This window comes from Bradyrhizobium sp., assembly GCF_036735945.1.
Classification (GTDB): domain Bacteria; phylum Pseudomonadota; class Alphaproteobacteria; order Rhizobiales; family Xanthobacteraceae; genus Bradyrhizobium.
This window is the reverse complement of sequence record NZ_DAINNI010000029.1, coordinates 1-25,903: the sequence shown is the minus strand read 5'-3', so window position 1 is coordinate 25,903 and position 25,903 is coordinate 1. Positions and strand designations below refer to the sequence as shown.

At 63.8% G+C, this 25,903-nt stretch carries 24 protein-coding genes; 8 read left to right on the top strand and 16 right to left on the bottom strand.

The genetic code is table 11. The annotated features are described in order from the left end of the window. Nucleotides 1–152 precede the first annotated feature (152 nt). Nucleotides 153–515, top strand: a complete 363-nt coding sequence (locus V7E26_RS12855; protein WP_324416385.1) for a hypothetical protein — start codon at nucleotides 153–155, stop codon at nucleotides 513–515. Between the two features lie 20 nt (nucleotides 516–535). Here V7E26_RS12855 and V7E26_RS12850 read toward each other — a convergent pair whose 3' ends face one another. The 3 genes from V7E26_RS12850 to V7E26_RS12840 all read right to left on the bottom strand — a co-directional run bounded on the left by V7E26_RS12850 (nucleotide 536) and on the right by V7E26_RS12840 (nucleotide 6,148). Further along, complete coding sequence (locus V7E26_RS12850) at nucleotides 536–1,087, bottom strand: carboxymuconolactone decarboxylase family protein (RefSeq protein WP_324416383.1); 552 nt, start codon at nucleotides 1,085–1,087, stop codon at nucleotides 536–538. Between the two features lie 338 nt (nucleotides 1,088–1,425). Next, nucleotides 1,426–4,737, bottom strand: coding sequence for a DEAD/DEAH box helicase (locus V7E26_RS12845; protein WP_324416381.1), 3,312 nt, complete (start codon nucleotides 4,735–4,737; stop codon nucleotides 1,426–1,428). A gap of 139 nt (nucleotides 4,738–4,876) precedes the next feature. Next, the gene (locus V7E26_RS12840) at nucleotides 4,877–6,148 is read right to left on the bottom strand and encodes an NAD(P)H-dependent oxidoreductase (RefSeq protein ID WP_324416379.1); all 1,272 of its coding nucleotides are present in this window, start codon (nucleotides 6,146–6,148) and stop codon (nucleotides 4,877–4,879) included. On the opposite strand from V7E26_RS12840, the gene V7E26_RS12835 reads away from it, so the two are divergent. Together V7E26_RS12835 and V7E26_RS12830 are read left to right on the top strand one after the other, a co-directional pair. Then, nucleotides 6,137–6,334 carry a hypothetical protein gene (locus V7E26_RS12835; RefSeq protein ID WP_324416377.1) on the top strand — a complete coding sequence of 66 codons (198 nt, stop codon included), beginning with the start codon at nucleotides 6,137–6,139 and terminating at the stop codon, nucleotides 6,332–6,334. The two genes, V7E26_RS12840 and V7E26_RS12835, sit on opposite strands and share 12 nt — an antisense overlap. Further along, nucleotides 6,331–7,320: a tripartite tricarboxylate transporter substrate-binding protein gene (locus tag V7E26_RS12830; RefSeq protein WP_324416375.1), complete on the top strand. Its 990-nt coding sequence runs from the start codon at nucleotides 6,331–6,333 to the stop codon at nucleotides 7,318–7,320. The genes V7E26_RS12835 and V7E26_RS12830 overlap by 4 nt, the downstream gene beginning before the upstream one ends. A gap of 19 nt (nucleotides 7,321–7,339) precedes the next feature. Here the strand turns inward: V7E26_RS12830 and V7E26_RS12825 are convergent, their stop codons facing one another. Next, complete coding sequence (locus V7E26_RS12825) at nucleotides 7,340–8,599, bottom strand: serine hydrolase domain-containing protein (protein WP_324416373.1); 1,260 nt, start codon at nucleotides 8,597–8,599, stop codon at nucleotides 7,340–7,342. A gap of 295 nt (nucleotides 8,600–8,894) precedes the next feature. Here V7E26_RS12825 and V7E26_RS12820 point away from each other — a divergent pair, with 295 nt between their 5' ends. Continuing rightward, the gene (locus V7E26_RS12820; protein WP_324416371.1) at nucleotides 8,895–9,794 is read left to right on the top strand and encodes an HNH endonuclease; all 900 of its coding nucleotides are present in this window, start codon (nucleotides 8,895–8,897) and stop codon (nucleotides 9,792–9,794) included. An 8-nt stretch (nucleotides 9,795–9,802) separates the two neighbouring features. Here V7E26_RS12820 and guaA read toward each other — a convergent pair whose 3' ends face one another. The 3 genes from guaA to V7E26_RS12805 form a co-directional block, all read right to left on the bottom strand. Beyond that, nucleotides 9,803–11,401 (bottom strand): glutamine-hydrolyzing GMP synthase, encoded by a 1,599-nt coding sequence (guaA, locus tag V7E26_RS12815; protein WP_324416369.1) that lies wholly within the window; start codon nucleotides 11,399–11,401, stop codon nucleotides 9,803–9,805. A 156-nt stretch (nucleotides 11,402–11,557) separates the two neighbouring features. Next, a complete protein-coding gene (locus V7E26_RS12810) occupies nucleotides 11,558–12,856 on the bottom strand; it encodes an RsmB/NOP family class I SAM-dependent RNA methyltransferase (RefSeq protein ID WP_324416367.1) in 1,299 nt (432 codons plus the stop codon). Nucleotides 12,857–12,866: 10 nt separating this feature from the next. After that, on the bottom strand, nucleotides 12,867–13,289 hold the full coding sequence (locus V7E26_RS12805) for an MAPEG family protein (protein ID WP_324416365.1): 423 nt from the start codon (nucleotides 13,287–13,289) through the stop codon (nucleotides 12,867–12,869). Between the two features lie 433 nt (nucleotides 13,290–13,722). Here V7E26_RS12805 and V7E26_RS12800 point away from each other — a divergent pair, with 433 nt between their 5' ends. Both V7E26_RS12800 and V7E26_RS12795 read left to right on the top strand, forming a co-directional pair. Continuing rightward, nucleotides 13,723–14,691 (top strand): dienelactone hydrolase family protein, encoded by a 969-nt coding sequence (locus V7E26_RS12800; RefSeq protein WP_324416363.1) that lies wholly within the window; start codon nucleotides 13,723–13,725, stop codon nucleotides 14,689–14,691. A gap of 154 nt (nucleotides 14,692–14,845) precedes the next feature. Beyond that, the gene (locus tag V7E26_RS12795; protein WP_324416361.1) at nucleotides 14,846–15,682 is read left to right on the top strand and encodes a metallophosphoesterase family protein; all 837 of its coding nucleotides are present in this window, start codon (nucleotides 14,846–14,848) and stop codon (nucleotides 15,680–15,682) included. Between the two features lie 83 nt (nucleotides 15,683–15,765). Here the strand turns inward: V7E26_RS12795 and V7E26_RS12790 are convergent, their stop codons facing one another. The 7 genes from V7E26_RS12790 to V7E26_RS12760 form a co-directional block, all read right to left on the bottom strand. Then, on the bottom strand, nucleotides 15,766–16,044 hold the full coding sequence (locus tag V7E26_RS12790; RefSeq protein WP_324416359.1) for a hypothetical protein: 279 nt from the start codon (nucleotides 16,042–16,044) through the stop codon (nucleotides 15,766–15,768). A 115-nt stretch (nucleotides 16,045–16,159) separates the two neighbouring features. Then, nucleotides 16,160–16,930 (bottom strand): SDR family NAD(P)-dependent oxidoreductase, encoded by a 771-nt coding sequence (locus V7E26_RS12785; RefSeq protein ID WP_324416357.1) that lies wholly within the window; start codon nucleotides 16,928–16,930, stop codon nucleotides 16,160–16,162. A gap of 29 nt (nucleotides 16,931–16,959) precedes the next feature. Then, nucleotides 16,960–17,985, bottom strand: coding sequence for an NADP-dependent oxidoreductase (locus tag V7E26_RS12780; protein WP_324416355.1), 1,026 nt, complete (start codon nucleotides 17,983–17,985; stop codon nucleotides 16,960–16,962). 251 nt (nucleotides 17,986–18,236) lie between these two features. Continuing rightward, nucleotides 18,237–19,727: an IMP dehydrogenase gene (gene guaB, locus V7E26_RS12775; RefSeq protein WP_324416353.1), complete on the bottom strand. Its 1,491-nt coding sequence runs from the start codon at nucleotides 19,725–19,727 to the stop codon at nucleotides 18,237–18,239. Nucleotides 19,728–19,946: 219 nt separating this feature from the next. Further along, nucleotides 19,947–20,195, bottom strand: a complete 249-nt coding sequence (locus tag V7E26_RS12770) for a hypothetical protein (protein WP_028346604.1) — start codon at nucleotides 20,193–20,195, stop codon at nucleotides 19,947–19,949. Nucleotides 20,196–20,314: 119 nt separating this feature from the next. Further along, nucleotides 20,315–20,725 (bottom strand): helix-turn-helix transcriptional regulator, encoded by a 411-nt coding sequence (locus V7E26_RS12765; RefSeq protein WP_324416349.1) that lies wholly within the window; start codon nucleotides 20,723–20,725, stop codon nucleotides 20,315–20,317. Between the two features lie 9 nt (nucleotides 20,726–20,734). Continuing rightward, on the bottom strand, nucleotides 20,735–20,977 hold the full coding sequence (locus V7E26_RS12760; protein WP_324416347.1) for a type II toxin-antitoxin system RelE family toxin: 243 nt from the start codon (nucleotides 20,975–20,977) through the stop codon (nucleotides 20,735–20,737). 199 nt (nucleotides 20,978–21,176) lie between these two features. On the opposite strand from V7E26_RS12760, the gene V7E26_RS12755 reads away from it, so the two are divergent. Then, the gene (locus tag V7E26_RS12755; protein ID WP_324416345.1) at nucleotides 21,177–22,652 is read left to right on the top strand and encodes a DHA2 family efflux MFS transporter permease subunit; all 1,476 of its coding nucleotides are present in this window, start codon (nucleotides 21,177–21,179) and stop codon (nucleotides 22,650–22,652) included. Between the two features lie 26 nt (nucleotides 22,653–22,678). On the opposite strand, the gene V7E26_RS12750 is transcribed toward V7E26_RS12755, so the two are convergent. Further along, on the bottom strand, nucleotides 22,679–23,371 hold the full coding sequence (locus tag V7E26_RS12750; RefSeq protein WP_324416342.1) for an RlmE family RNA methyltransferase: 693 nt from the start codon (nucleotides 23,369–23,371) through the stop codon (nucleotides 22,679–22,681). Nucleotides 23,372–23,426: 55 nt separating this feature from the next. Next, the gene (locus V7E26_RS12745; RefSeq protein ID WP_324416340.1) at nucleotides 23,427–24,461 is read right to left on the bottom strand and encodes a Ppx/GppA phosphatase family protein; all 1,035 of its coding nucleotides are present in this window, start codon (nucleotides 24,459–24,461) and stop codon (nucleotides 23,427–23,429) included. Nucleotides 24,462–24,669: 208 nt separating this feature from the next. Between V7E26_RS12745 and V7E26_RS12740 the strand changes: the two genes are divergently transcribed. Next, nucleotides 24,670–25,903, top strand: a 1,234-nt coding sequence (locus V7E26_RS12740; RefSeq protein WP_324416338.1) for a xanthine dehydrogenase family protein molybdopterin-binding subunit, incomplete at its 3' end; no start/stop codon positions are given.

The following is a 25,903-nucleotide window of genomic DNA, read 5'->3' as shown; positions in this document are numbered from 1 at the left end:
GGGATTCCGGGCGGATTCATGCGAATGTCCCGAGATGCCCGGGCATTAAGATTACGCCTTAACCAACCATTAATTTTGTCTTTGCGGGCACGGGAGGCACGGCTTAGCGTCGGGAAAAATTGCCAAGCAACGTAACGACAGGGTTGAGTACCATGACCTACAGAACGACGTTGATCGCGTCCCTCAGCGCAGTCGCGCTTGTCCTCGCCGCGGGCGAGACATTTGCCAATCCCGTCGGCGCGCGCGGCCCCGCCGCCGCGCCGGTCGGTCCGGGCGTTGCGCCGGGGCGTCCCGCCTTCCCGGGATTCCGCTCGATGCACCACCACCATCCTCGCGCCGGCGTCGGCTTCTTTCCGGGCGGCGGCGTGTTCTATGGCCTGTCCGACGAGGTTTCGCAGCCAGTCGTCGAGGCCCCGCCGCTCAAGCAGTCGGACGATCTCCGCTTCACCTGCGTCTACGATATTCCGTGGGACTACGTGCATCGCTGCCCGCAGTTCAACACGCCGCGGTACTAGTTTTCGGAGCATCGGCCCTGCTATTCGGCGGCCTCCCGCGCAGGCACGCCCTGCTCGATGTCGCATTGCAGGATGTCGGTGAAGCGGTTGAAGGCGCCGCAGAGCGAAATGCGCCAGGTCAGCTCGACGATCTCCGCTTCGGAGAAATGCTCGCGAAGCCTTGCGAAGATCTCGTCGCGCGTCTTGCTCCAGTTGTTGTTTACGGCGATGGAAAATTCGACGACGAGCTTGTCGACGGCGTCGAGCTCCGGATGATCCTTGTAGTCGAGCAGGCGGTCGGCGCCCTCCTCCGATACGCCCTGGATCGCCAGTTTCGGCGCGTGGTGCGATACGCAATAGTCGCATTTGTTCAGCAGCGACACCGCGACCAGCGCGATCTCGAGGTGGCGTTTCGACAGGACGCCGTTGTCGGCGAGATCGACCAGCAACGACCACGTGTGCCTGAAGATCGGCGGCCGGTGCGCCATCACGCCCGCCTGGTTCTCGAACGCGCCGTAGGTCGTCATCTTGTCCCACAGCGGCTGCAGCTCGGCCGGCAGATCGTCCCTGGTCCTGATCGATACGCGCGACATGGGTGGTTCCTGATTGGAGAGGTCGAGGTTGTGGGGATGCTGGACTCTTGTGGCGGACAAATCAATGTCTCTTACCGAGAATTGCCTCACGTCATTGCGCACCAGGCTCTACCGTCATCCTCCGCGCAGGCGGAGGATCCAGTACGCCGCGGCTTCTCGGTTCGATCGTTGAACTCCCTGGACTACTGGGTCACCCGCCCCAGCGCGCAATTGTCGGGCCTTGCATCTTCTTCGCCCTCCTCTGATTCAGTGGGCGCAGGGAAGACCGGGGTCGGCCCTGGGAAGACCGGGTGAGCAATAATTCATCGCATTTGCAAATCGTCGCGTACTCCCCAATCCTAGTCCTCAAACAGCGCGCGCACGTCCTCTTCCGTGAGGGCCGAACCGATCTGTCCATCGGCATCGAACACGCTGTCGGCGAGCGCCCGTTTTCGTTCCTTGAGTTCCTCCATTTTCTCTTCGACCGTACCCGACGCGACGAGCCGGTAGACGAAGACCGGCTTGTCCTGCCCGATGCGGTGCGCCCGATCGATGGCCTGTTCCTCGACGGCGGGATTCCACCAGGGGTCGAAGATGATGACGGTATCGGCGGCCGTCAGATTGAGTCCGACACCGCCGGCTTTGAGGCTGATCAAAAACACATCGTTTGCGCCGGTCTGAAATCCGTCGATCGCGGCCTTGCGGTCCCGGGTTTCTCCGGTCAGCACGCCATAGCGAACACGCTCCGCGTCCAGGCGCGCGCGAACCAGATCGAGCATGGAGGTGAACTGCGAGAAGACGATGATCTTCCGTCCCTCGCTCAGCAATTCCAGCATCATTTCCATCAAACGGTCGAGCTTGGCCGACGGCCGCTCGATGTCGTCGAGTTTCAGGAGCGCCGGATCGCAACAAACCTGCCGCATTCGCAGCAATGCCTCGAGCACCACGATGTGGCTCCTGGCGAGGCCGCGTTGCTGGATTGCCTTGCGAACCTTCTCCGACATCGACAGCCGGATCGAGTCGTAGAGGTCGCGCTGGCCGCCTTCGAGCGCGATCCGCTCGACGATCTCGGTCTTGGCGGGCAATTCCCCCGCCACCTCCGCCTTGGTCCGGCGCAGCAGAAACGGCCTCACCCGCCGGGCGAGCGCCGCCGAGCGGACCTTGTCGGCGCGTTTCTCGATGGGCGTTCGCCACCGCCGAACGAAGCTGGCCTTGTCGCCGAGATAACCGGGGTTGGCGAAACTCATGATCGACCAGAGTTCGCCGAGATGATTTTCCATCGGCGTTCCGGTCAGGCAGAAACGGTGCCGCGCCTTTATCTCGCGCAACCACCGCGTGGTCGCCGCATCGGGGTTCTTGACCGTTTGCGCCTCGTCCAGCACCGCCATATGCCAGTCGCGCGACAGCAGGACTTCCCGGTCGCGTGCGATCAGGGGATAGGTCGTCAGCACAACATCATGCTCCGGGATGGCCGCAAAACTGCGCTTGCGATCGGGGCCATGGAGCACCAGGACCTTGAGGTCCGGCACGAATTTCTGCGTCTCGCTGAACCAGTTGCTCATCAGGCTGGTCGGTGCGACGACGATCGTCGGCTCCGCGAGATGCCCACGCGCCTTCTCGAGCGCGATCAAGGCCAGAATTTGCACGGTCTTGCCCAGCCCCATGTCATCAGCCAGTACGCCGCCCAGTCCGCTTTCGCGGAGCAGATCGAGCCAGGCTACGCCCTGCGCCTGATAGGGTCGGAGCCCGGCGCGAAAGCTCTCCGGCAGGCGCGGATCGCTCAAGCCCTGGGTGTGAAGCAGAGCGGCGAGACGACGAAAATTGTCCGTGCCCTTGAAGACGAACCCGTGACTCTCGAATCCGAGGAGCGGCACGATGTCGGCACGTGACAGCTTCAGCTTTCCCGAAACATCGAGGGAGATGCCGTGCAGGTTCAGGCCATGCAGCGCCAGTACTAGAGGCAGAAAGCGATCGGCCGCTACAGAAACATGGCGCCCGTCCGCCAGGGGCAGATAGAAGTTCCTTCCGTTCTCAGCGAACTGTTTGATCAGATCCGGCGTAAAGTCCGGCCGCGAGATCAGCGCGGCCAGCATCGGCGCAAGATCGCGCCGCTCACCGTCGATGTCGATTCCGAGAGCAAGTTCGAACCAATCGATGCCGCTGGATTCGAATTCCGCATCGAAATCGCCCGATTCCGCCAGGCGGTGAGGGAAGTTGCCGTCGATCAATATCTCGAAGCCCGACGCGCGCAGTTCGGCCGCATCCCGGTCGAGAAAATCGAGCCAGTCATGGCTCCCGTCGAGCGTCAGGTCGCGGGCATGACTGGCATCGAGAAAGGAGAACTTCCTCACCGCGTCGACGAAGCCAAGATCGATCAGGCGCTTGCGCGCCTCCTTCTCCTTCGGCCGGCGCCGGAAGACTTCGTAGACCTTTCCGGCGTGGAACGCTTCCGGTCGGTTGGCGCGTTCCGCAGAATCGATCTCGACAGGCCCATAACGGAAGCCGAGGCGAGCGACCGCGACCGATCCATCATCCGCACGCGATTGATCATAATAGTAGTAGGAGCCCTCTCTCACCCGCGCCCGCTGCAGGCGCAACACCGGCACCGGTTCCTCGTCTATCCGCACCGCCGCGGTTGGCGCCGCCGGCAGGAAGCCGTGATGGCGCTCAGGAAGACTTTGGCCAAGACGACGCGATACTTCCAGGACCTGGTCGCGCGGAATCTCCGGCGCGGACAGGATCCGGCGGGCAAGCTTCGGCGGCAGACCGAGATCCACCGGCCCGATCGTCCCGACGGACTCATCAACATAGAGCGGCGGCTCGGCATTGAGCGCAATCATTCCCGGCACGAGAAGGCACGGAGCAACGCCGCGGCGGTCGGACGCGCGCCACTCGATGCGCCCCTCGCGCTGGTCCGCCCAGCGCAGCGGCTGCCGCTTGTGATCGAGCCAATAGGCGCGTCCGGTCGCGACGATCCGTTGCACCAGTTCGGCCGGGAGCGGTCGGGGGGCGTAGTACGTTCCCCTCCAGACCGAGAGTTGACCGAGAATATCGACATCGGCGTCGCGATAGTATTTCGGTGCGCGCTCGGGCAAGAACTCGGACGGGCTGGGTCGCGCCGGATTGCTGCCGAAAGTGCCGTCTTTCAGCACTTTCACCGAGAGCAGCGATACCGCCAGAACCGGGGTCTGAACGCCCTCTCCAGAAGGATGCAGGCGATAAAGCAGCCGCTGGTTCAACCCGGCCGGATAATCGTCGCCGCGCACCGCGTTGCCGATGCTATCGAGCCATTCAGTCACCGCGTAGCCCAGAACCGGCGGCAGCGACGAGAGGGTCGGAGCAATTTTGGCTATCGTCGACGCGGACGCCGGTTGCGGCCCGTTGCTGGTGGCCTCGAGCAATGTCGCAGCCACATGCTTGCAGTTGACGGACATCGGACAACTACATTCGCCGTCGACGTCGGAGAGCCGGTTATCGCTGTAGTCAAGGTGAATATCGACGCGATACTCGTTCGATCCGCTTCCCCGCACCCTGGCACGAAGGTGCGTCAGGTCTTCGCTGACCTCCAGTCCCTTTACGCGTCCTTGCGCTTGATAGGCGTGAGCCTTCTCGAAAGCCGAACGGCTGAAGAAGCTGTATAATTCCTTGCGCTTCAAGACGTCCGAGTGCACGGGACCAAGTTCCACGACGGCAGCGGCCGGTTACATTAGAGCGTAATCAGGCTCGATCAAGGTCGCCGCCGTTGGTTTACCCACACGATATGCGGGAATGGCGGTCCCTGGACATGATGAGAGGCTCCGGCGAGGATCGTCAGACGGCCTTCCGTGCCACCGGAGAATACAGCGCCTCCTGCTCCTTGCGGATGCGAACCGCCGGCAGCGTCTCGTCGATCGCGACATCGGCCCAGGTGATGCAGGCGTCCTTGGCGACCGGCCGAATCAATCGCATATCGTGAGCGAGGCCCAACGGCAGATATCCTTTTGTCAGCGACGTGCTTGCAGGCGTCAACTTTCCGAAAACGGTGTAGCCGCCCTCGCCGTCGAGCGCATCGCCCGGCTGCAGGTTCTTTTTTGCGGTCGCGGCAACATCGGCGTTGAAGCAGGTCGCGACGCCCGTCGGTTCGCCGCGCAGCGCAATGGCGGCGACGGAAATTCCGAGCTCCAGACCGATCAGGTGCCACTTCTTGTAGGAGTTCATGTAGCGGCCTGACGGATCGGTCACGACGCTGTACTCCTGGAAGCAATTCTGGATGTACTCGCTGTCGCCTTCGAAGCAGACCCAGACGCCTTTTCTGATGTCGTTCGGGATCTGGGCGCCGTCGGCCGTGAGGCAGGACACGACCTCGACCTGCCCCTTGGCTTCGAGCACGCCGCCTTCCGCGCGGGGACGCATCAGCGTGGGAATGTCGTTCACCGATCCCGGCGGGAACGCCAGGCCCTGCGACGGCGCCTCAAGGCCGGTCGCATTGGCGATCGCAGCCGACTCGATCGCCGGCTTCGATCCGTCGAGGAAGGCATTGAACATTTTTGGGTTCATGCCGCCGCGCACGGCCTGGTCGGCCGTCAACCCCCAGTGATCCCAGACTGTCTCGGGCGTCGATTCCCGATATTGCGGCAGCCATTTGTGTCCGCGACCAGCGGCCACCACCGGGAAGCCGCACGCCCGCGCCCAATCGACGAGATCGCAGGCCAGGGCCGGTTGATCGCCATAGGCAAGGCTGTAGATCACGCCCGCCTGCCTCGCCTTATGCGCGAGGATCGGTCCGCAGAATGCATCAGCCTCGACCGTCACGTTGATGACCGGCTTGCCGGCCGCAAAGGCCGCCAGACAGTGTTCGACGGCGGCCGCCGGATTGCCGGTGCATTCGGCGATCACGTCGATGCCGTGGAATTTGACCAGCGCTTCCCAATTGTCGCTCACGAACGTCGTGCCGTGCGCGAGCGCATCATCGAGCGAAGCCGCGCCATAGCGCTCCTCGGCCCACCCGACGCGCTTCAGGTTTTCGATCGCACGTGATGGCGACAGATCGGCGATGCCGACGATATGCACGCCGGGCGTTCGCGGCGCCTGATGAAGGTACATCGCGCCGAACTTTCCGGCGCCGATCAACCCAACCCTTATGGGGCGCCGCTCTGCTTCACGCGCGAGGAGTTTTGCGTAGAGGTTCACGATTATCTCTCCTGTTCCGCGCTGGTGCGTCCGCGCACATTCGCCTACAAGCAAGTGGTCGTTCTGTCGACCAACAATAAAACGGAGGAACTGGAATGAGAAGGGTGACGGCTCTGACGCTGATGGCTTCGGCGTTCAGTCTATCGATGGCCACCTTGGCATCAGCACAGACAGACTATCCGAACCGAGCCATCACCATGGTCGTCCCGTTTGCGGCAGGCGGCGCCACCGACGTCATCGCCAGGATCGTCGCGGAAGGCATGTCGAGGCACCTGGGCAAGCCGATCATCATCGAAAACGTGGCCGGCGCCGGCGGCACCATCGGCTCGATCCGCGTCATGCGAGCCGCGCCAGACGGCTACACGCTGCTGACAGGGCATATGGGGACTCATGCGTCGTCCTACGCTCTCTATGAGAAGCGGAAATACGATCCTCGCACCGATTTCGAGCCGATCGGGCTCGCGGCCTCCGCACCCATCGTGGTGTTCGGCCGAAAGGATCTGCCCGCTGCGACATTCCAGGAATTCGTCGGGCTGATGAAAGAGAAGGGCCCTGACTTCAAGGTCGGTCATTCCGGCGTCGGATCCAACGCGCACCTGACATGCACTTTGCTGAATGCGCTGGTCGGGACCAAGCCCACCGAAATCCCCTATCGCGGCAACAGCCCGCTGATGAATGATCTGCTCAGTGGAGCCATCGACTATTCGTGCGACCAGGTGATTACGGTCGCCCCGCAGGTTGCAGCCGGCACGATCAAGGCATTCGTCGTCGCCTCGCCGCAGCGCTCGAAGGTGCTTCCGGACACGCCCACATCAGAGGAAGGAGGCCTGAAAGCCTATCAGGCCGACGCATGGACGGCGCTGTTCTCCCCGAAGGGATTGCCCGACGACGTCATGGCGAAGATCCACGCCGCCTATGCAAAGGCGCTGGCGGACCCGGATACGATCAGCCGGCTCGAGAAACTCGGCGCCGTGGCGCCCGCACCCGAGCAGCAGTCGCCGGCTTATCTCAAAAACCTTGTTGCCAGCGATGTCGATCGATGGACCAAGGTCATCACGGATGCACATATCAGCATCGCGGACTGATCGGCGCGAGCGCGGGCGATCAGCCACCCGCCATCAAATCCTTTGCCAGCGCCATGTAGGCCGGCAGCGTCACGGGATCGTTGGCGGCATTGCCGGCGGCCGGGTGCGAGGCGTAGCGGGCGATCACCATCTCGGCCTTCGGATCGATGTAGATGCCCTGCCCGTGCACGCCGCGCGCCATGAAGGCGCCGTGCGCGTTATGCGTCACCCACCACTGGTTCCGGTATGAGGCGCCGGGCAACGTGGTGTAGCCGGCCGGCTTGAACTTTTCGGGATCGCCGCCGCGCGCGATGTCCTCGACGATCTGCGACGGCACGATCTGGCGGCCGTTGAAGCGGCCGTGATTGCGGATGGTCTCGCCGAAGCGGGCGAGATCGCGCAGCGTCGTCGAAAGCCCGCCTCCGCCGCTTTCGGTGCCGATGCGGTCGACGTGATAATGCGCGTCCTCCTCCGCGCCCATCGGAATCCAGATGCGCTCCGAGAGCAGGTCGGACAGCGTCATCCCGCTCGCGCGCCGGCAGATAAAGGCCAGCACGTCCGAATTGACGGTCTTGTAGGAAAACGCCTTGCCGTGCTCGCCCTGCTTCTTCTGCCCGCACAGGAAATCGAAAATATTGGTCGCGCCTTCATAGCCCGGCTCGATCGGCGCCATGCCGTTCGCGCGCCTGAGGCCGAACACGCCTGAATTCTTGTCGGTATAGACCTCAGTGTACTCGAGGCCCGTGGTCATATCCATGGTCTCGTGCACGCGCGCGTCGCCGAATGCGCTACCCTTCAGCTCCGGCACATAGTCCGTGACCGGCGCCTGCGGATCGATCCTGCCCTCCGCGACCAGAATGCCGGCGAGCGTGCCGGTGAAGGATTTCGTCACCGACATCGCGATGTGCGGCTTGTGCGGCTTCAGCGCGCCGAAGTAGCGCTCGTAGATCAGTCTGCCCCGGTGCAGCACGGCGATGCCGTCGGCGTAAGTCTCCTCGAGCATCCGCGCGAACGTCATGGGACGCCCGTCCATCGTGATCGAAGCGGACGTGCCGATGTCGTGCTCCTCGCGCGTCAACACCGAAGCAGGCCACGCCCCACGCCAAACGTTCACGGTCGGTACCAGTTGTCGGATATTGCTCCACGCCCAGCGCAACTCGGGGAAGCTGCGAAAGGAGCAGTTCTGGAAGATGATGGTGCGGTCCGGCGGCGGCGGGAAGCCCTGCATCCAGCCGAGGGTTTCGGGGTCGGTGGAGGTGGCGGTTTGGATGGACTGGTTGGCGGCGGTTGCGACGGACATCGAGGATTACTCCAAAGACGATCCCGATATCGTACCATGCGGTCACGCACCACACATCCCGCGTTTGCGCCGGGGTGACCGTCATTGCAAGCGGTCAGGGCGCTGCCTGCAGGGCGGGTTCGCGATAGCGCAACCCGCCGATCTCGCTCCACAGCATGGTGGATTACGCCTTCTAGTCCACCCTACTCGCTAGGTGAATCGTGCAATCGAAGAACACTTTACTCAGAAGTCGCGCAGCTTAGGATAGTAACGTTAGACCACGCGCACAGCAGTGGTGACTTCAGGGGAGCGATCTGTGGCATTTGGTGTCTTCATCCATCGGTCGGACTCGATTTATGAAGATACCCCCGCTGAGCGATACCAATTTCCTAGCCAGTACCTTGCTCGCGTTCAGTCATGTATCGGCGATTGGATCGTCTACTACGAGCCCCGGAAGGCGCAGGAATCGCGCGGCTACTTCGCACTCGCAAAGGTCCAGCAAGTCATTCCCGATCCGGGTTTATCGGGGATGTACGTCGCGATAATCGAACCAAATAGCTATCTGGATTTCGTCAATCCCGTTCCGTTCCGAGATGATGAAGGGCTTCTTGAGCGGGGTCTGCTGAACGAGCAAGGCAAAATTTCAGGACGCGCCCAATCCGCCGTACGGCCCATTTCTCTCGACGATTTCAACCGAATTACTGAACGTGGACTCACCGAAGAAGCAACTTTGTTACCCCGCGTCGATGCCCCCAAAGCCTCCCAAGGCATGCAAGAAGAGGGATCGGCTTTTCGATACGAACAGGAACGGAGTCGCCTCACCTATCTGACTTCGCGAATAGTCCGCGACGGCATTTTCCGCCGCATCGTTCTTCGCGCCTATGATGCCCGTTGTGCGGTTACATCCTTAAAGCTCATCAACGGTCGCGGGCGAGCCGAAGTTGAAGCCGCACACATCAGGCCAGTCGAGGCTAATGGGCCTGATATCGTAAGCAACGGACTTGCTCTGTCAGGAACTGCGCATTGGATGTTTGACCGTGGCTTGATCAGCATTGCCGATGATCATGAAATCCTGATCTCTCGGCATGTGAACGATCCGGACGGGGTACGCGCCATCATTAACAAGACCGGGCGCATTCTGAAGCCAGCTCGCGCGATCGATCAACCCCACCCACACTTCTTGCGGTGGCATCGCGAAAACTGCTTCAAAGTCTGAGTGAGCCCCTACTCCCACTCAATCGTACCCGGCGGCTTGCTCGTCACGTCATACACCACCCGGTTCACCCCCTTCACCTCGTTGATGATCCGCGTCGCGGTTTCGCCGAGGAACTTCATGTCGAAGGGATAGAAGTCGGCGGTCATGCCGTCGGTTGACGTCACGGCGCGCAGGCCCACGACGTATTCGTAGGTGCGGCCGTCGCCCATCACGCCGACGGTCTTCACCGGCAGCAGCACGGCAAAGGCCTGCCAGATCGCGTCGTAGAGGCCGTGCTTCCTGATCTGGTCGATATAGACGGCGTCGGCATTGCGGAGGATGTCGAGCTTTTCCCTGGTGATGTCGCCGGGGCAGCGGATGGCGAGGCCGGGGCCCGGGAACGGGTGGCGGCCGACGAAGATTTCGGGCAGGCCGAGTTCGCGCCCCAGCACGCGCACCTCGTCCTTGAACAATTCGCGCAGGGGCTCGACCAGCTTCATGTTCATGCGCTCGGGAAGCCCGCCGACATTGTGGTGCGACTTGATCGTCACCGAGGGACCGCCGGTGAAGGAGACGCTCTCGATCACATCAGGGTAGAGCGTGCCTTGCGCGAGGAAGTCCGCGCCGCCGAGTTTTTTGGCTTCCGCATCGAACACGTCGATGAAAAGACGTCCGATGGTCTTGCGCTTCTTTTCGGGGTCAGTGACCCCATCGAGCTCGCCGAGGAACTGCTTCGACGCGTCCACATGCACCAGCGGGATGTTGTAGTGATGGCGGAACAGGTCGACGACGGTTTTGGCTTCATCGAGCCGCAGCATGCCGTGGTCGACGAACACGCAGGTGAGCTGGTCGCCGATCGCCTCGTGGATCAGCACCGCGGCGACGGCGGAATCGACGCCGCCGGAAAGGCCGCAGATCACCCTACCCTTGCCCACCTGGGCGCGGATCTTCTCGATCGCTTCCTCGCGGAAGGCGCGCATGGTCCAGTCGCCGGTCAGCCCCGCGACCTTGCGGACGAAATTGCGGATCAGTTTTGCGCCATCGGGCGTGTGCACCACCTCGGGGTGGAACATCAACCCGTAGTATTTGCGCTTCTCGTCCTGGATGACAGCGAACGGCGCATTCGGCGAGACGCCGGCGACCGTGAAGCCCGGCGGCATCTTGGTGATGCGGTCGCCATGGCTCATCCACACCGGGTGCTTCTCGCCCTTGCCCCAGGTGGAGTCGAACAGGCTGCTGGCCGCCTTCACCTCGACATCGGCGCGGCCGAACTCTCTGGCGTGGCCGCCCTCGACCTCGCCGCCGAGCTGAGCCGCCATGGTCATCTGGCCGTAGCAGATGCCGAGCACGGGCACGCCGGAATCGAAGATCTTTTGCGGCGCGCGGGGCGAGCCCTCTTCGTGCACCGATTCCGGACCGCCGGAGAGGATCACCGCTTTCGGTTTCATCTCGTCGAAGGCTGATTCCGCCTTCTGGAACGGCACGATCTCGGAATAGACGCCCTCCTCGCGCACGCGGCGGGCGATCAGTTGCGTCACCTGACTGCCGAAATCGACGATCAGAATCTTGTCATGCGCCGAGGCCACCGATGGCGTCGACGAATCCTGGTTTTGTTTGGGGGCTGTCATGGCAAGCAGATACGCGACAGGGGGCGGCATCGCAACCGCGCGGAACGGGCGGCCCACATCCTTCTGCGGGGATGGACAGAGGTTTGTAGGTCAGTATTATTGACCCAATTTGGGCGGTCTGCAGGTGTCAAAGCGCAGCGTGCCCCGCCTGCGCGATCACGCCTTTCTCAGCACCGACACGAAAAATCCGTCCGTGCCGGTGCGGCGCGGGGTCATCAGCCAGCCTTCCGGCAATCGGAGCGCGGCGTTCTCGAAATCTTCCGCCTTGTCCCACAGCACGTTCGCGGTCTCGTTCGATGGTTGAATCGAAAACCCGGGATGACGCGCCAGGAACGCGCGCACCTGCTCGCCGTTTTCGGCCGGCAATACCGAGCAGGTGACGTAGGCGATGCGGCCGCCGGGCTTCACCATCGCTGCCGCGCGATCCAGCACCTCGGCCTGGTCCTTCAGGCGAACCTCGAGCGCGCCGGGGCGCATGCGCCACTTGGCGTCGGGGTTGCGGCGCCAGGTGCCGGTGCCGGTGCAGGGCGCATCGATCAGCACGAGGTCAGCCGATGAGCTGATGTCGGCCAATGGGTCGGCGTCGCCCTTCGGCGGCCGGACCTCGGCATTATGGACGCCGGCGCGCGACAGCCGCTCGAAGATCGGCGCGAGCTGACGCTTGTCGCGGTCGGTCGCGATCAGCCGGCCCTTGCCGCCCATCATCGCCGCGAGCGCCAGCGTCTTGCCGCCGGCGCCGGCGCAGAGATCGATCACCTGCTCGCCGGGCCTGGCGGCCGTGAACAGCGCGGCGAGCTGCGAGCCTTCATCCTGCACCTCGATCGCGCCCTTGATGAAATCCTCCTCGGAGGAAATGCCGGGATTGCGCGCGTCGGCGCCGAGCGCGATGCGAAGGCCGATCGGCGACCACGGCGTCGGCACGGCGCCGAGATGTTTCAGCGAGGCCTGCACCTTCTCGCGCTTCGCCTTCAGCGTGTTGACGCGCAGATCGAGCGGCGCACGGCTCGCCATCGCGGTTGCCTCCGCGACGCGATCCTCGCCGAACACGGCGGCGAGATGCGGGTCGAGCCATTCCGGATAATCGCCGGCGACATGCGGCGGCGCGCCGTCAAGCGAGCGCGCGGTGAGCGCGGCGCGTTCGGCCTCCGTCAGCGGCTCCGGCGCAAAGCGCGAACCGTCGCAGAGCGCGGCGATGGCGTCGACATCCATGCCTCGCTCGAGCTTGAGCATGCCGAGCACACGGGCGCGCGGCGTGTCGGCGTCCATCAGGAACGCGCTGGATGCCCGCCGCCGCAGCACGTCCCAGATCAGGCCGGAGATCGCGGCGCGGTCGCCCGAGCCGGCATAGCGGTGCGCGGTGCCCCATTCCTTCAGCGCCTTCGCCGCCGGGACGCGCTCGGCGTCGATGGTCGCGATCAGCTCGATGGCGGCGGACAGGCGGGCGGCGGGGGTCATCAGGGGCTTTCTAAATGAGCAGCAGCATCTTCAGCGCGAAGTAGAGCCACATCGCCAAGAGCACCAGCACGCCGGCGAACCAGGCGAGGCTGCGCTGCTGGATGTTGTTGGAGGTGACGAAAATGCCGGCATGGGCAAATCGCGTCACCACGAACACCCAGGACATCAGCACGATGAAGAGATCGGCGTGGCGCAGCGGCAGCGCCAGTGCGATCAGGAAATAGAACAGGACGGGTACTTCGAACTGGTTCGCAAAGCAATTGCCGACCTGGGCCACACCTGTCGGATATTTCGGCTGCCCCGCCGCGATGTCCTTCAGGCTGGTTTCCCGGGCCTTCACCGCCTTTGTCCGGGCGGTCACCATCCACAGCAGCAAGGCGAAAGTGAGCCCGATTTGCACGAAGACCGGCAGCAAAACCATTTGAAGCGACATGAGAATCTCCCCCGATGCCCGCAAGTGGCTTTAGCATTAGCGACCCGTCCCTCACCTGACAAATCAGATGAAGAGGCTGCTTGAACCACGAATGGAACGCCAGCGACCAACTACCGAGAATTGCTTTTGTTCTGGTCGCAAACCAGCCCTGAGCTTCCGGCCGACGCGAAACAGAAGCTGGCCAGGCTTCAGGAGCGCACCCGCTAATTGAAGGCCGAAGCATCCTGCGCGCGATCCGTTACCGCGTGGCCTGACGGCTGGATATTCCGGGCGACGATATTTTCCTTCGCATTGAGGATCCCCCCGCACGCGGCGGCCCGATGCGCCCTAAGGCGAACGGACCGCGGGGCACATTTGTTTTGACGGAAGCAACCAGCGCTCTACTGTGTCTGCGATAGTCGCCTGACAAGAGCGGCAGCGGGAGGGATGCAGCTTGCGATTTCGCGATCAGGATATTGTTTTCGCCGCCGGCGCGCGGGGACAGAATTTCGACATCCCCACCGCCAATCCGGTCAATTATTTCCACGTCATCAGCAGTGCTGCCGACCTGTCGAAGCTTGCGATCGACGGCAAGCTGTTCCTGCCGGCTTCCGACCAGCGCCGGCGCAACGGCAAGCTGCCGCTGGTGATGGTGGTGCCGGGCAGCCTTGGCGTGGCGTCCTCGCATCTGGCGCATGCCGAGACGGTTGTCGGCGACGGCTTTGCCGCCTTTGTGCTCGACAGTTTTGGCGCGCGCGACGTGACGTCGACGGTCGCCAACCAGACCCAGTTCTCGTTTGCATCGAGCGCCTACGATGTGCTGGCGGCCTGGCAGGTGTTGTCGGATCATCCCGAAATCGATGCGTCGCGGATCGGCGCGCAGGGCCACAGCCGCGGCGGCTCGGCGGTGCTGACGGCTGCGACGCGGCGCTTTGCCGATGCGGTGGTCGGCGCCGGCGCCGGGTTTCGCAGCGTGCTCGCCGCCTATCCCTGGAGCGGGCATCAGTTTCTCGATCCGTCCGTCGACGAGACCGAGATCCGCGTCATCATGGGCGACGCCGATGAATGGTGCTCGCCGATGCAGGTGCAGGGCCATTGCCAGGCGATCCGCCTCTCCGGCGGAAGAGCGACGATGCGGCTGATCGGCGGCGCGCAGCACAGCTTTGATCGCGGCACCGGAATTGAGAACATTGCCGATGCATCGGTCTCCCCCGCCGCGCCCACCGCCTATATCGCCAATGACGGCGCCTTCATCCATCCACTCACCGGAATTGCCGACAGCAAGCTCACCGACCGCGATCTGATGATCTATGCGCTGAAGGCCGGCTATGGCCGCAAGGGCGCGCGGATCGGAAGCCGCGATGGCGACGCCGAGCTGTTCAAGGCGGACATGCTGGCGTTCTGGCGAAGGACGCTGGGGTGAGCGTGACTATTGCGGCAGTCAGGATTGTCGTCACCGGTGAGTGATGACGGTTATTGCGCTTTGTGACCTGTCGGCGGCGAAATTGGATGTCCTCACAGTCGTCATCGTTCTGACTTTTCCGATCGGCTATTGTTGGCTCCAAAAGGAATACCGCATGCCCGAATTTCGCCTTACCCAGATTTCCGACACTCACCTTTCCCGCGCCGGCCGCTTTGCCGGACTGATCGAAAATTTCCACCGCGTCAGCGAGCACATCGATGCGGCGCGGCCCGATCTTGTCGTCAACAGCGGCGACGTGTCCTGGGACGGGCCAACCAACCGCGGCGATCTGGAATTCGCAAGGGAGCTACACGCGGCACTGCCGGTGAAGTGCCGCTATCTGCCCGGCAATCATGATATCGGCGACAACCCGACCGCGGTCGGTGTTGCGCCTTCGCACCCGGCGAACGAGAAGGATCGCGCCGTCTTCGTCGAGGTGTTCGGCGAGGACCGCTGGCAATTCGAAGCCGTGGGCTGGCGCTTCATCGGGCTGAATTCGCTGATCATGAACACGGGAATTGTGAGCGAGGCCGAACAGGAGGATTGGCTGCAGTCCCAGCTCTCCGGCGCGAACGGCAAGCCGATCGCGCTGTTCCTGCACAAGCCACTATTCCTGCACACACCCGGCGACCTCGAGGAAGCGAGCACCGCCGTCCGCTACGTACCGCAGCCGGTGCGCGCCAGGCTCGTCGAACTGTTCGGTGCGCACGACGTTCGTCTCGTCGCCTCCGGCCATGTACATCAGCGCCGCGACTTCAGCCATGGCCGCACCCGCCACGTCTGGGCACCGTCAACCGGCTTCGTGATCCCGAACCGCATTCAGCCCGTGATCGGCGCAAAGGAAGTCGGGCTGGTGGAATTTCGCTTCCAGCCCGACGCCTTCGAGGTCCGGCATGTCAGGGTGCCGGGCCAGTCCGACATTGATCTGGATTCGCTGCTCGGCGACATCTGATGAAGCGGGTGCGACGTTCATCGTCGCCCCGCTCCACATCTTGACCTGGTCTTCCACGACCACGCTTCAGACCTCAGGGCGTATCACCACTGGCGCGCGACGAGACCATAGGAGCCGTAGGCGGAGTTAGAGCCATTGTCCGATGGGGCTGCCGCAGCCGCTCTTGCATGTGGCGCGGGACGAAACCGGTAGCCGCGATAATAGCCAGGTCCGCCGGCCGCCCGGACGCTCGTGATGTAGCGGGAGTTCGGATCGTGAAAGCCGCGCATGCCAGCTTCCCGATAGACCCCTTGAGCCATCACTGGAGTGGCCAGCATCGTGGCGGCAACCAGGCCGAACGATAGTTTCTTGCAGATCATCATTTGGCGTCTCCATCTGATGTCAGAGCCAAACAATGCTGAGGTTAGGACGTTCAGCCATCCGTCTCAAGTGACCGTGAGGATGTGTTCCCCACGATCACCGCGAGCGCGCTTCGCCTCACGCCGCGTAGTAGCCACCGTCAACGACATGCGATGCGCCGGTCATGAACGAGGCCTTGTCGGAACACATCCAGGCCACGGCCTCCGCGATCTCGTCGGGAACGCCGAAGCGCCGCATCGGCACCTTGTTCAGAATATCCGCGCCGCGCTCCTCGATGGTTTCCCTGGTCATCGGCGTCGCGATGTAGCCTGGATTGACGCAGTTCACGCGGATGCCATCCTGGGCATATTCGATCGCCGCGCTCTTGGTCAGCCCCACCACGCCGTGCTTGGCCGCCACGTAATGGGCCGAGGTCGCCAGGCCAATCAGACCGGCGATCGACGCGGTATTGACGATCGCCCCGCCACCGCCCTGCGCCAGCATCTGTGTGACTTCGTGCTTGAGGCAGAGGAACACGCCCCTCAAGTTCACTGCCAGCATGGTGTCGAACGCGTCCTGGCTGAGTTCATGTGAACGCTGGCCGGCCGGGCCGACGGCGCGGCCGGCAATGCCCGCATTGTTGAACGCGCAATCGATCCGGCCGAACGCGGCGACGGTGCGCGCGATCATCGCGGCGACATCGGCCTCGCGTGTCACGTCGCCGCCGATGGCAATCGCCTGGCCACCGGCCGCATTGATCAGCGCGACCGTCGCCGCGGCGTCTGCCTCGGCGCGATCGGCCACCGCCACCCGTGCGCCTTCCCGCGCCATCACCACCGCGGTCGCCTGCCCGATCCCGGAAGCTCCACCCGTGACCAGCGCTACCTTGCCGTCAAGAATTCCCGCCATGTTCCATCTTCTCCGAGATGTTGCAACGGCTACGCTCTGTCGGGCCCGACGCGCACCAATTGCTTGCCGAAGTTCGCCCCCTTCAGAAGGCCCATGAAGGCGTCCGGCGCGTTCTCCAGGCCTTCGGTGACGAACTCCTTGTGCTTGACCTTGCCCTCGCGCACCCAGGCCGACATGTCGCGCAGGAAATCGCCGTGGCGCGCGGCGAAATCGCTGACGATGAAACCTCGGATGGTGAGACGCTTGGTCAGCACGGCGCGCATCATCTTGCCGGCCCATTTCGGGCTGGTCTCGCCGAAATTATTGTATTCGGAGATCAGGCCGCACACCGGCATCCGCGCAAACGCATTGAGCAGCGGGAACACCGCCTCGAACACCGCGCCGCCGACGTTTTCGAAATAAACGTCGATGCCCTTCGGGCAGGCAAACTGCAGCTTCGCGGCGAAATCGGTTTCGCGGTGATCGAGGCAATCGTCGAAGCCGAGTTCATTCTTCACATAGGCGCACTTGTCCTTGCCGCCGGCGATGCCGATGGCACGTGCGCCCTTGATCTTCGCGATCTGGCCCACGGCGGAGCCGACCGCGCCGGAGGCGGCGGCGACCACTACGGTCTCGCCGGCCTGCGGCTTGCCGATGTCGAGCAGGCCCGTATACGCGGTCATGCCGGGCATGCCGAGCACCCCGACCGCGGTCGAGATCGGCGCGATCTTCGGATCGATCTTCGCAAGGCCCTTGCCGTCGGAGACCGCATGGGTCTGCCAGCCGGCGCGCGACAGCACGATGTCGCCCTTGGCAAAACCGGGATTGTTCGAGGCGATCACCTCGCTGACGGTGCCCGCCTCCATCACGCCGCCGACCGGCACCGGCTGGGCGTAGGACGGCCCGTCGCTCATGCGCCCGCGCATATAGGGATCGAGCGACAGCCAGACGGTGCGCAGCAGAACTTCGCCGGCGCCGGCTGTCGGGATCGCGCATTCCTCGAGACGGAAATCGGAAGGTTTCGGTTCGCCGACGGGGCGCGAGGCGAGGACGATGCGTTTGCCGGATGCGGACATTGGGTTCCTCCGATGTTGTTGTTCTTCGTCGAGGCGAGCGTAGCGAAGCCGTCCACGTCTCCGCAAGCGGTGAAATGGATTGCTTCGATTCGCTCGCAATGACGGTGGAGAGTGTCTCGCCCCTTCGCAAACGCTGTCATTCCGGGGCGATGCGAAGCATCGAACCCGGAATCTCGAGATTCCCCGGCACGCAATTGCGCGCCTGAGGTCTGGTCCTGCGGACCATCCCGGAATGACCGCGCTCAGGAGTCTTACACCCCGCCCGGATAATTCGGGCTTTCCCGCGTGATCGTCACGTCGTGGACGTGGCTTTCGCGCAGGCCCGCGCCGGTGATGCGGACGAACTGCGCCTTGTCGTGGAATTCGGCGAGATTGCGCGCGCCGACATAGCCCATCGCCGCGCGCAGGCCGCCGGCGAGCTGGTGCATGACGTTGCCGACCGGCCCCTTGTACGGCACCTGGCCCTCGATGCCCTCGGGCACCAGCTTGAGCGTATCCTTGATGTCCTGCTGGAAGTAGCGGTCGGCCGAGCCGCGCGCCATCGCGCCGACCGAACCCATGCCGCGATAGGCCTTGTAGGAACGGCCCTGCCACAAAAACACTTCGCCGGGCGTCTCGTCGGTGCCGGCCAGCAGCGAGCCGACCATGGCGATATCGGCGCCGGCGGCGAGCGCCTTGGCGAGATCGCCGGAATATTTGATGCCGCCGTCCGCGATCACGGGCACGTCGGCCTTCTTCGCCGCCTCCACCGCATCCATGATGGCGGTGAGCTGCGGCACGCCGACGCCGGCGACGATACGCGTGGTGCAGATCGAGCCGGGGCCGATGCCTACCTTGACCGCATCTGCGCCCGCATCGATCAGCGCCTGCGCGCCCTCTTTCGTCGCGATGTTGCCGGCGATCACCTGCACCGCGTTGGAGAGCCGCTTGATGCGGTTGACGGCTTCGAGCACGCGCGAGGAATGGCCGTGGGCGGTGTCGACCACGACCAGATCGACGCCGGCGTCGATCAGCCGCTCGGTGCGCTCAAAGCCGCCCTCGCCGACCGTCGTCGCGGCGGCCACGCGGAGCCGGCCCTGCTGGTCCTTGCAGGCCAGCGGATGGGCGACCGCCTTCTCCATGTCCTTCACGGTGATCAGGCCGACGCAGCGATACTGGTCGTCGACCACCAGCAGCTTCTCGATGCGGTGCTTGTGCAGCATCCGCTTGGCCTCGTCCTGGCTGACGCCCTCCCGCACCGTGACGAGGTTCTCGTGCGTCATCAGTTCCGAAATCTTCTGCTTCGGATCGGTGGCGAAGCGGACGTCGCGGTTGGTGAGAATGCCGACCAGCTTGCCGGGCGAGTTCTTGCCGGCGCCGGTGACGACGGGAATGCCGGAGAAGCCGTGATCGTTCATCAGCGCCAGCGCATCCGACAGCATCGCATCGGGACCGATGGTCAGCGGATTGACCACCATGCCGGATTCATACTTCTTGACCTGCCGCACCTGGGCGGCCTGTCCCTCGGGATCGAAATTGCGGTGAATGACGCCGATGCCGCCGGCCTGCGCCATCGCGATCGCCATGCGCGCTTCGGTGACCGTGTCCATGGCGGAGGCGACGATCGGGATGTTCAGGTGGATCGCGCGGGTCACGCGGGAGCGGATATCGGCCTCCGAGGGCAGGATATCCGAGAGACCGGGCTTCAGAAGCACATCGTCGAACGTGAAGGCTTCGCGGATAGCCTGAAGTCCCTGCGCCATTGCCAACTCCTTTCGGCGGCTCGCCGCCGCGGTATCTTAGAGATGAACGCCGCCTACGGCGCCGCTAGCGGCGTCGCCGTCGAATCGAAGCCCATCGGTGGGGTTGACGGTGGTCGATAGCATGGCACGACGCCGAATCAAAGCGTTTGCCGGCCATGCACAGGCTTTTCGGGAAATGTCACGATACCAAGGGGTTAACGCCAGGGGTTGGATCACCCCTTACGGCCGGTAGCCCGGCGGCGGCCCGTGCTGGCGGATCGCCTCCACCACCTCGCGGTGCCGGCGGTCCTCCCGCTTCATGTGGACCGCAATCAGCGCATGCGCCGAGGGCACCAGCAGCAGGACGTGGAAGATCAGCCCGAAAACCAGGCAGAACACGATCAGGACCAGGTTGAAGATCGCCGAAAACGGCTGCCCGTTCAGGAGCAGCCCGAGCGGCGGCAACAAGGCAGCGAGAACGTAGATCATCCAGGACCCTCCACGGCTGGCGCGGTGCATACCAGCGTCACGCAGGATTTAGGTGGTTTGCGCGCTTCCGCAATGGCTGAGGCCCGTCAGAGAACCGACGACCTGCTCCAACACGGAATCTAATCAATCAGCAGGTCTATCGGCACGCCAAGGGCGCGAGCGAACTTCTTCTGCAATTCGGCGGGCCCTTTGCGCCGACCGGTTTCGATTTCGGAGAGGTAGTTTTGGCTGATGCCTGCCGCCGCCGCCAACTCGCCTTGAATCATGTCGCGCCATTCACGAAGGACGCGCACGGCATTCTCGCCATTTGCGAGTCGATCGGCGACGGCTTTGGGCAGCGCAACTTCCCGTCCTTCGCGGAGCGCACGTGTGGAATTGCGAACGATTCGGCTCGCGGCAGCATCCTCCTGAGCCTCGGCGGCCAGAGCGACCAGCCGATCATATTCGCTCCGCGGCAGCACGGCGAGATCGTCGCCACCCGGCGTATGAATGAACTGCACGTTGCTTTTTGCGGTACCGGCCTTTGCCATAGTATGTCCTCACTCGTAAACTTCGCGGCGGTGCCCGACAGCGTGAATCGTGATGGTATTGCCCTTGATCGTAAACAAGACGCGCCAGTCACCAGACCGCAACCGCATACCCGGCGCGCCCTTTAGCGCCTTCACGTCGCCGATCCCCGATTCTGCGAACGTTCTTAGTTTGAGATCAATCTGCGCGCGCGTAGCGGCAGTGAGCTTGCGCCATTGGCGGACAGCCGCAGAGGTGAACTCAATTTCTCTCACATCTCATTAATCGCGCAATGCGATATTAAAGTCAAGAAACTTTCGCATAGTGCGATACAGCCTTCGTTTGCCCATGGTTCGTCGGCCGGAGAGGATATCGCGCAGGATTTAGCTGGTATGCGCGCTTCCGCAATGGCTTGTGGGACGGCGGGATGATACAGGCGCGTCACCTGCCTCTTTCTCCGATCTCCCCGATACGATGGACAAGCAACGCATTATCCCGCTGATCGTCGCGACCGCCCTGTTCATGGAGAACATGGACTCGACTGTCATCGCGACGTCGCTGCCGGCGATCGCGGCTGACATCGGCACCAGCCCGCTGACGCTGAAGCTTGCCATCACCTCCTATCTGCTGTCGCTCGCCGTGTTCATTCCGGCCAGCGGCTGGACCGCCGACCGCTTCGGCGCGCGCATGGTGTTCTCGATCGCGATCGGCGTCTTCATGATCGGCTCGATCGGCTGCGCGCTGTCGCAGAACGTCACTCATTTCGTGATCGCCCGCATCCTGCAGGGCATGGGCGGGGCGATGATGACGCCGGTCGGGCGGCTGGTGCTGCTGCGCTCGATCGACAAGAGCGCGCTGGTCAATGCGATGACCTGGGTAACGGTGCCGGCGCTGATCGGGCCGGTGATCGGCCCGCCGCTCGGCGGCTTCATCACCACCTATTTCTCCTGGCACTGGATCTTCCTGATCAACATCCCGATCGGGCTGCTCGGCATCTTCATGGCGATGAAGTACATCGATCCGATCAAGAGCACGGATCCCGAACGCTTCGATCTCTATGGTCTCGTGCTGGCCGGCATCGGCCTCGCCGGCATCGCCTTCGGCCTCTCGGTCGCCGGCCTCAACCTGCTGCCCTGGCCGATCATGGCCGGCCTCGTCGCGCTCGGGTCGATCTCGATGACGCTCTACGTGATGCATGCGCGGCGGACCGGCTCGCCGGTGCTGGACTTTTCGCTGCTGCGTCTTTCCACCATGCGCGCGGCCATCATCGGCGGCTTCCTGTTCCGCCTCGGCATCGGCGCATTGCCGTTCCTGCTGCCGCTGTTGATGCAGGAAGGTTTCGGGCTCACCCCGTTCCAGTCCGGCCTCGTGACGTTCGCCTCGGCGGTCGGCGCCATGGGCATGAAGACGCTGGCCGCGCGCATCATCCGCGCCTTCGGCTTCCGCAACATGATGACGGTCAACGCCGTCATCAGTGCGGTCTTCCTCGCCGCCTGCGCGCTGTTCACGGTGACGACGCCGTTGATGTTGATCTTCATCATCCTGGTCGTCGGCGGCTTCTTCCGCTCGCTACAGTTCACCGCGATCAACACTGTTGCGTACGCGGAAGTCGAGCCGGCGCAGATGAGCCGCGCCACCACGCTCGTCAGCGTCAACCAGCAGCTGGCGATTTCCGCCGGCGTCGCCATCGGCGCCGCCTCGGTGGAATCGACGATGGTCTACCAGCACGTCACCGAGCTGAGCGCCCAGGTGTTCCCGCCCGCCTTTCTCGTGGTCGCGTTCATCTCGGCCATATCGGCCTGGTGGTTCTGGCAGATGCCCGACGATGCCGGCCACGAAATCTCCGGGCGCAAGGTCGCCGAGATTGCCAGCCGCAAGGGTGCGGCGAAGGCGGCGACCAAGGCCGCGGTCCAAGGCACCCAGGACGCGCGCGACCAGAGGCTGGGGTGAAGGGCGCGCGCTCGCTCTGTCGGCGGCTAGTTTGCCGGCTTCGCCCCGCCCCGGAATCCCATCGCCAGCACGTAGCGCTCCGAGGAATCCTGCCGGCTGGAGGCCGGCTTGACGTGGCGCACGCTGGCATAGTCGCGCTTCAATTGCGCGACGAGTTCGGCGTCGGCGCCGCTTTGAAATACCTTGGCCAGGAACGTCCCGCCGGGATTGAGCACCTCGGCGGCAAAGGCGGCGGCCGTCTCGACGAGGCCGATGATACGGAGCTGATCGGTCTTGCGGTGACCCGTCGTGTTGGCCGCCATGTCAGACATCACGACGTCGACGCGGCCGCCCATCATCGCCATCAGTTTTTCGGGCGCGTCATCGGCCAGGAAATCGAGCTGCGCGAAGGTGACGCCGAGAATTTCGCTCATTTCCAGGAGATCGATCGCCACCACCTTGCCCTTGCCGTCGACGGCGCCGACGCGCTTGGCCGCGATCTGGCTCCAGCCGCCGGGCGCGGCGCCGAGATCGACGACCGAGAGGCCAGACTTGAGCAGGCGATACTTGTCGTCGATCTCGATCAGCTTGTAGGCCGCGCGCGAGCGGTAGCCGTCCCGCCTGGCCTTCGCCACGTAGGGATCGTTGAGCTGTCGCTCCAGCCAGAGTTTTGATGACAGCTTGCGCTTGCCGGCGCTCTTGACCGTGACGTGGAGCCGTCCGGTGGTGTCTTTTGCCATGTCGATGGTGCCTTGAGTGTTGGACGCGATCTAGCACATCACGCGATCAGGCGCATCAGCAGGCCCGAAGCGCGCCGTCCTCGCGCATCATCTCGACCAGCATGCCTTCGCGCAGGCCCCGGTCGGCGACCCGCAGCCGCGGCAGCGGGAAGGCATTCCTGATCGCGTCGAAGATGGCGCAGCCGGCCAGCACCAGATCTGCGCGCTCGATGCTGATGCAATTGTTGTTGGCACGTTCCTGATAGCTCATGCCGAGCAGCCGCTGAATGACGGCGGTGACGTCGGAACCGTCCATCCAGATGCCGTCGATGCGGCGGCGATCGTAGCGCGACAAATTGAGGTGAACGCCGGCCAGCGTCGTCACGGTGCCCGACGTGCCGAGCATGTGCATGTCGCGCAGATCGCTGCCGTGCTCGGCCGCGAACGGCGCCACATGCTGCGCGACCTCGCGCACCATGTTCTCGTAGGATTCGGCCGTCACGTCGCGGCCGCCGAAATGCTCGGCCAGGGTGACGACGCCGAGCGGGATCGACATCCACGCCTTGATCCGGGGCGCAGCATTCTGCTCGGCGGGATCGCGCTCGATCCGCACCAGCTCGGTCGAGCCGCCGCCGATGTCGAACAGGATCGCGCCGCGCCCCTTGGCATCGAGCAGCGGCGAGCAGCCGATCACGGCCAGTGCCGCCTCGGTCTCGCGATCGATCACCTCGAGCCGGATACCGGTCTCCGCCGCGACGCGGTCGCGAAAGAAGTCGGCGTTGGCGGCGGCGCGGCAGGCTTCGGTCGCGATCAGCCGCAGACGCTTGGCCTTGCGGTAGCGGATCTTGTCGCTGCAGATGCTGAGCGCCGAAATCGCGCGCTCGATCGCCGCCTCGCTGATGGAACCGGTGGCGGAGATGCCTTCGCCGAGCCGGATGATCCGCGAAAACGAATCCACCACGCGAAAGCCGTCGCCGACCGGGCTGGCGATCAAAAGCCGGCAATTGTTGGTGCCAAGGTCGAGCGCGGCATAGACGCCATTGGCCGCGGCCGACCCTGACGGGCTTGCGCAGGCCAAGGGACCTTCGCGCAGCCGCGTATCGTCATTCATCAAAACTGTCTTTCCACAGGCCGCTTTCCGACCCGCCGAAGAAAATTACCGTTCACGGAAACTTTAGCAGCGCCAAAGGGGTAAGCAACAACCCATCACATAGGACTATGCCCAATCAGGCGTTGTCCGGCATGACGCGCTGCGTTATCTCAACGGGAACCGCGGAACCCGAAAATCAGGCGGATTCCCACGAATTTCAGGTGTTTACATGCAAGATCAGACGCCGGCCTCCGCCCTCGACAACGCTATTGCACTGCAAAAATACGGGGTGGGGCAGCCCGTGCGCCGCAAGGAAGACGACACGCTGGTCCGCGGCAAAGGCAAATATACCGACGATTTCACCCTGCCCGGCCAGGCCTATTGCTGGATGGTGCGCTCCAGCCACGCCCACGGAATCATCAAGGGGATCAACACCGCCGCCGCCAGGACGATGCCGGGCGTGCTCGGCGTCTGGACCGGCAAGGACCTCGCTGCGGCCGGTTACAACCCCTTCACCTGCGGCCTGCCGCTGAAGAGCCGCGACGGTTCGCCGCTGCTGCAGACCAACCGTCCGGCGCTGGCTGTCGACAAGGTGCGCTTCGTCGGCGACCCCATCGCTTTCGTGGTGGCGGAAACCCTGGCGCAGGCGCGCGATGCGGCAGAAGCCGTCGGTCTCGACATCGAGCCGCTCCCGGCCGTGACCGACGCCGCGGAGGCTACCAAGCCCGGAGCGCCCCAGCTTTACGATCACATCCCGAACAACGTTGCGCTCGACTATCACTATGGCGACAGCGCCAGGATCGACGCGGCGTTCGCGTCGGCCGCGCATGTCACCAGGCTCGATATCGTCAACACCCGCGTTGCCGTGGTGTCGATGGAGCCGCGCGTCGCGCTCGCAGCGTATGACAAGGCGGCCGAGCGCTTCACGCTGCAGGTGCCGACGCAGGGCGTCTCCGGCAACAAGGTGACACTGGCGAAGATCCTCAATGTGCCGAACGACAAGGTGCGCATCCTGACCGCCAATGTCGGCGGCTCCTTTGGCATGAAGAATGTCAGCTACCCCGAATATACCTGCATCCTGCATGCAGCGAAGGCGCTGGGCCGCCCGGTGAAATGGACCGACGAGCGCTCGACCAGTTTCCTGTCCGACAGCCACGGCCGCGCGCAGCTGATCCATGCGGAGCTGGCGCTGGATGCCGAAGGCAAGTTTCTCGCGGTACGCCTGCAGGGCTACGGCAATCTCGGCGCCTACATCACCGGCGTCGCGCCGGGGCCGCTGTCGCTCAACACCGGCAAGAATCTCGCCAGCGTCTACCGCACGCCGCTGCTCGGCGTCGACATCAAGACGGTCTTGACCAACACCACACTGATGGGCGCCTATCGCGGCGCCGGCCGGCCCGAGGCCAATTACTACATGGAGCGGCTGATCGACCGCGCCGCCGACGAGATGGGCATCAATCGCC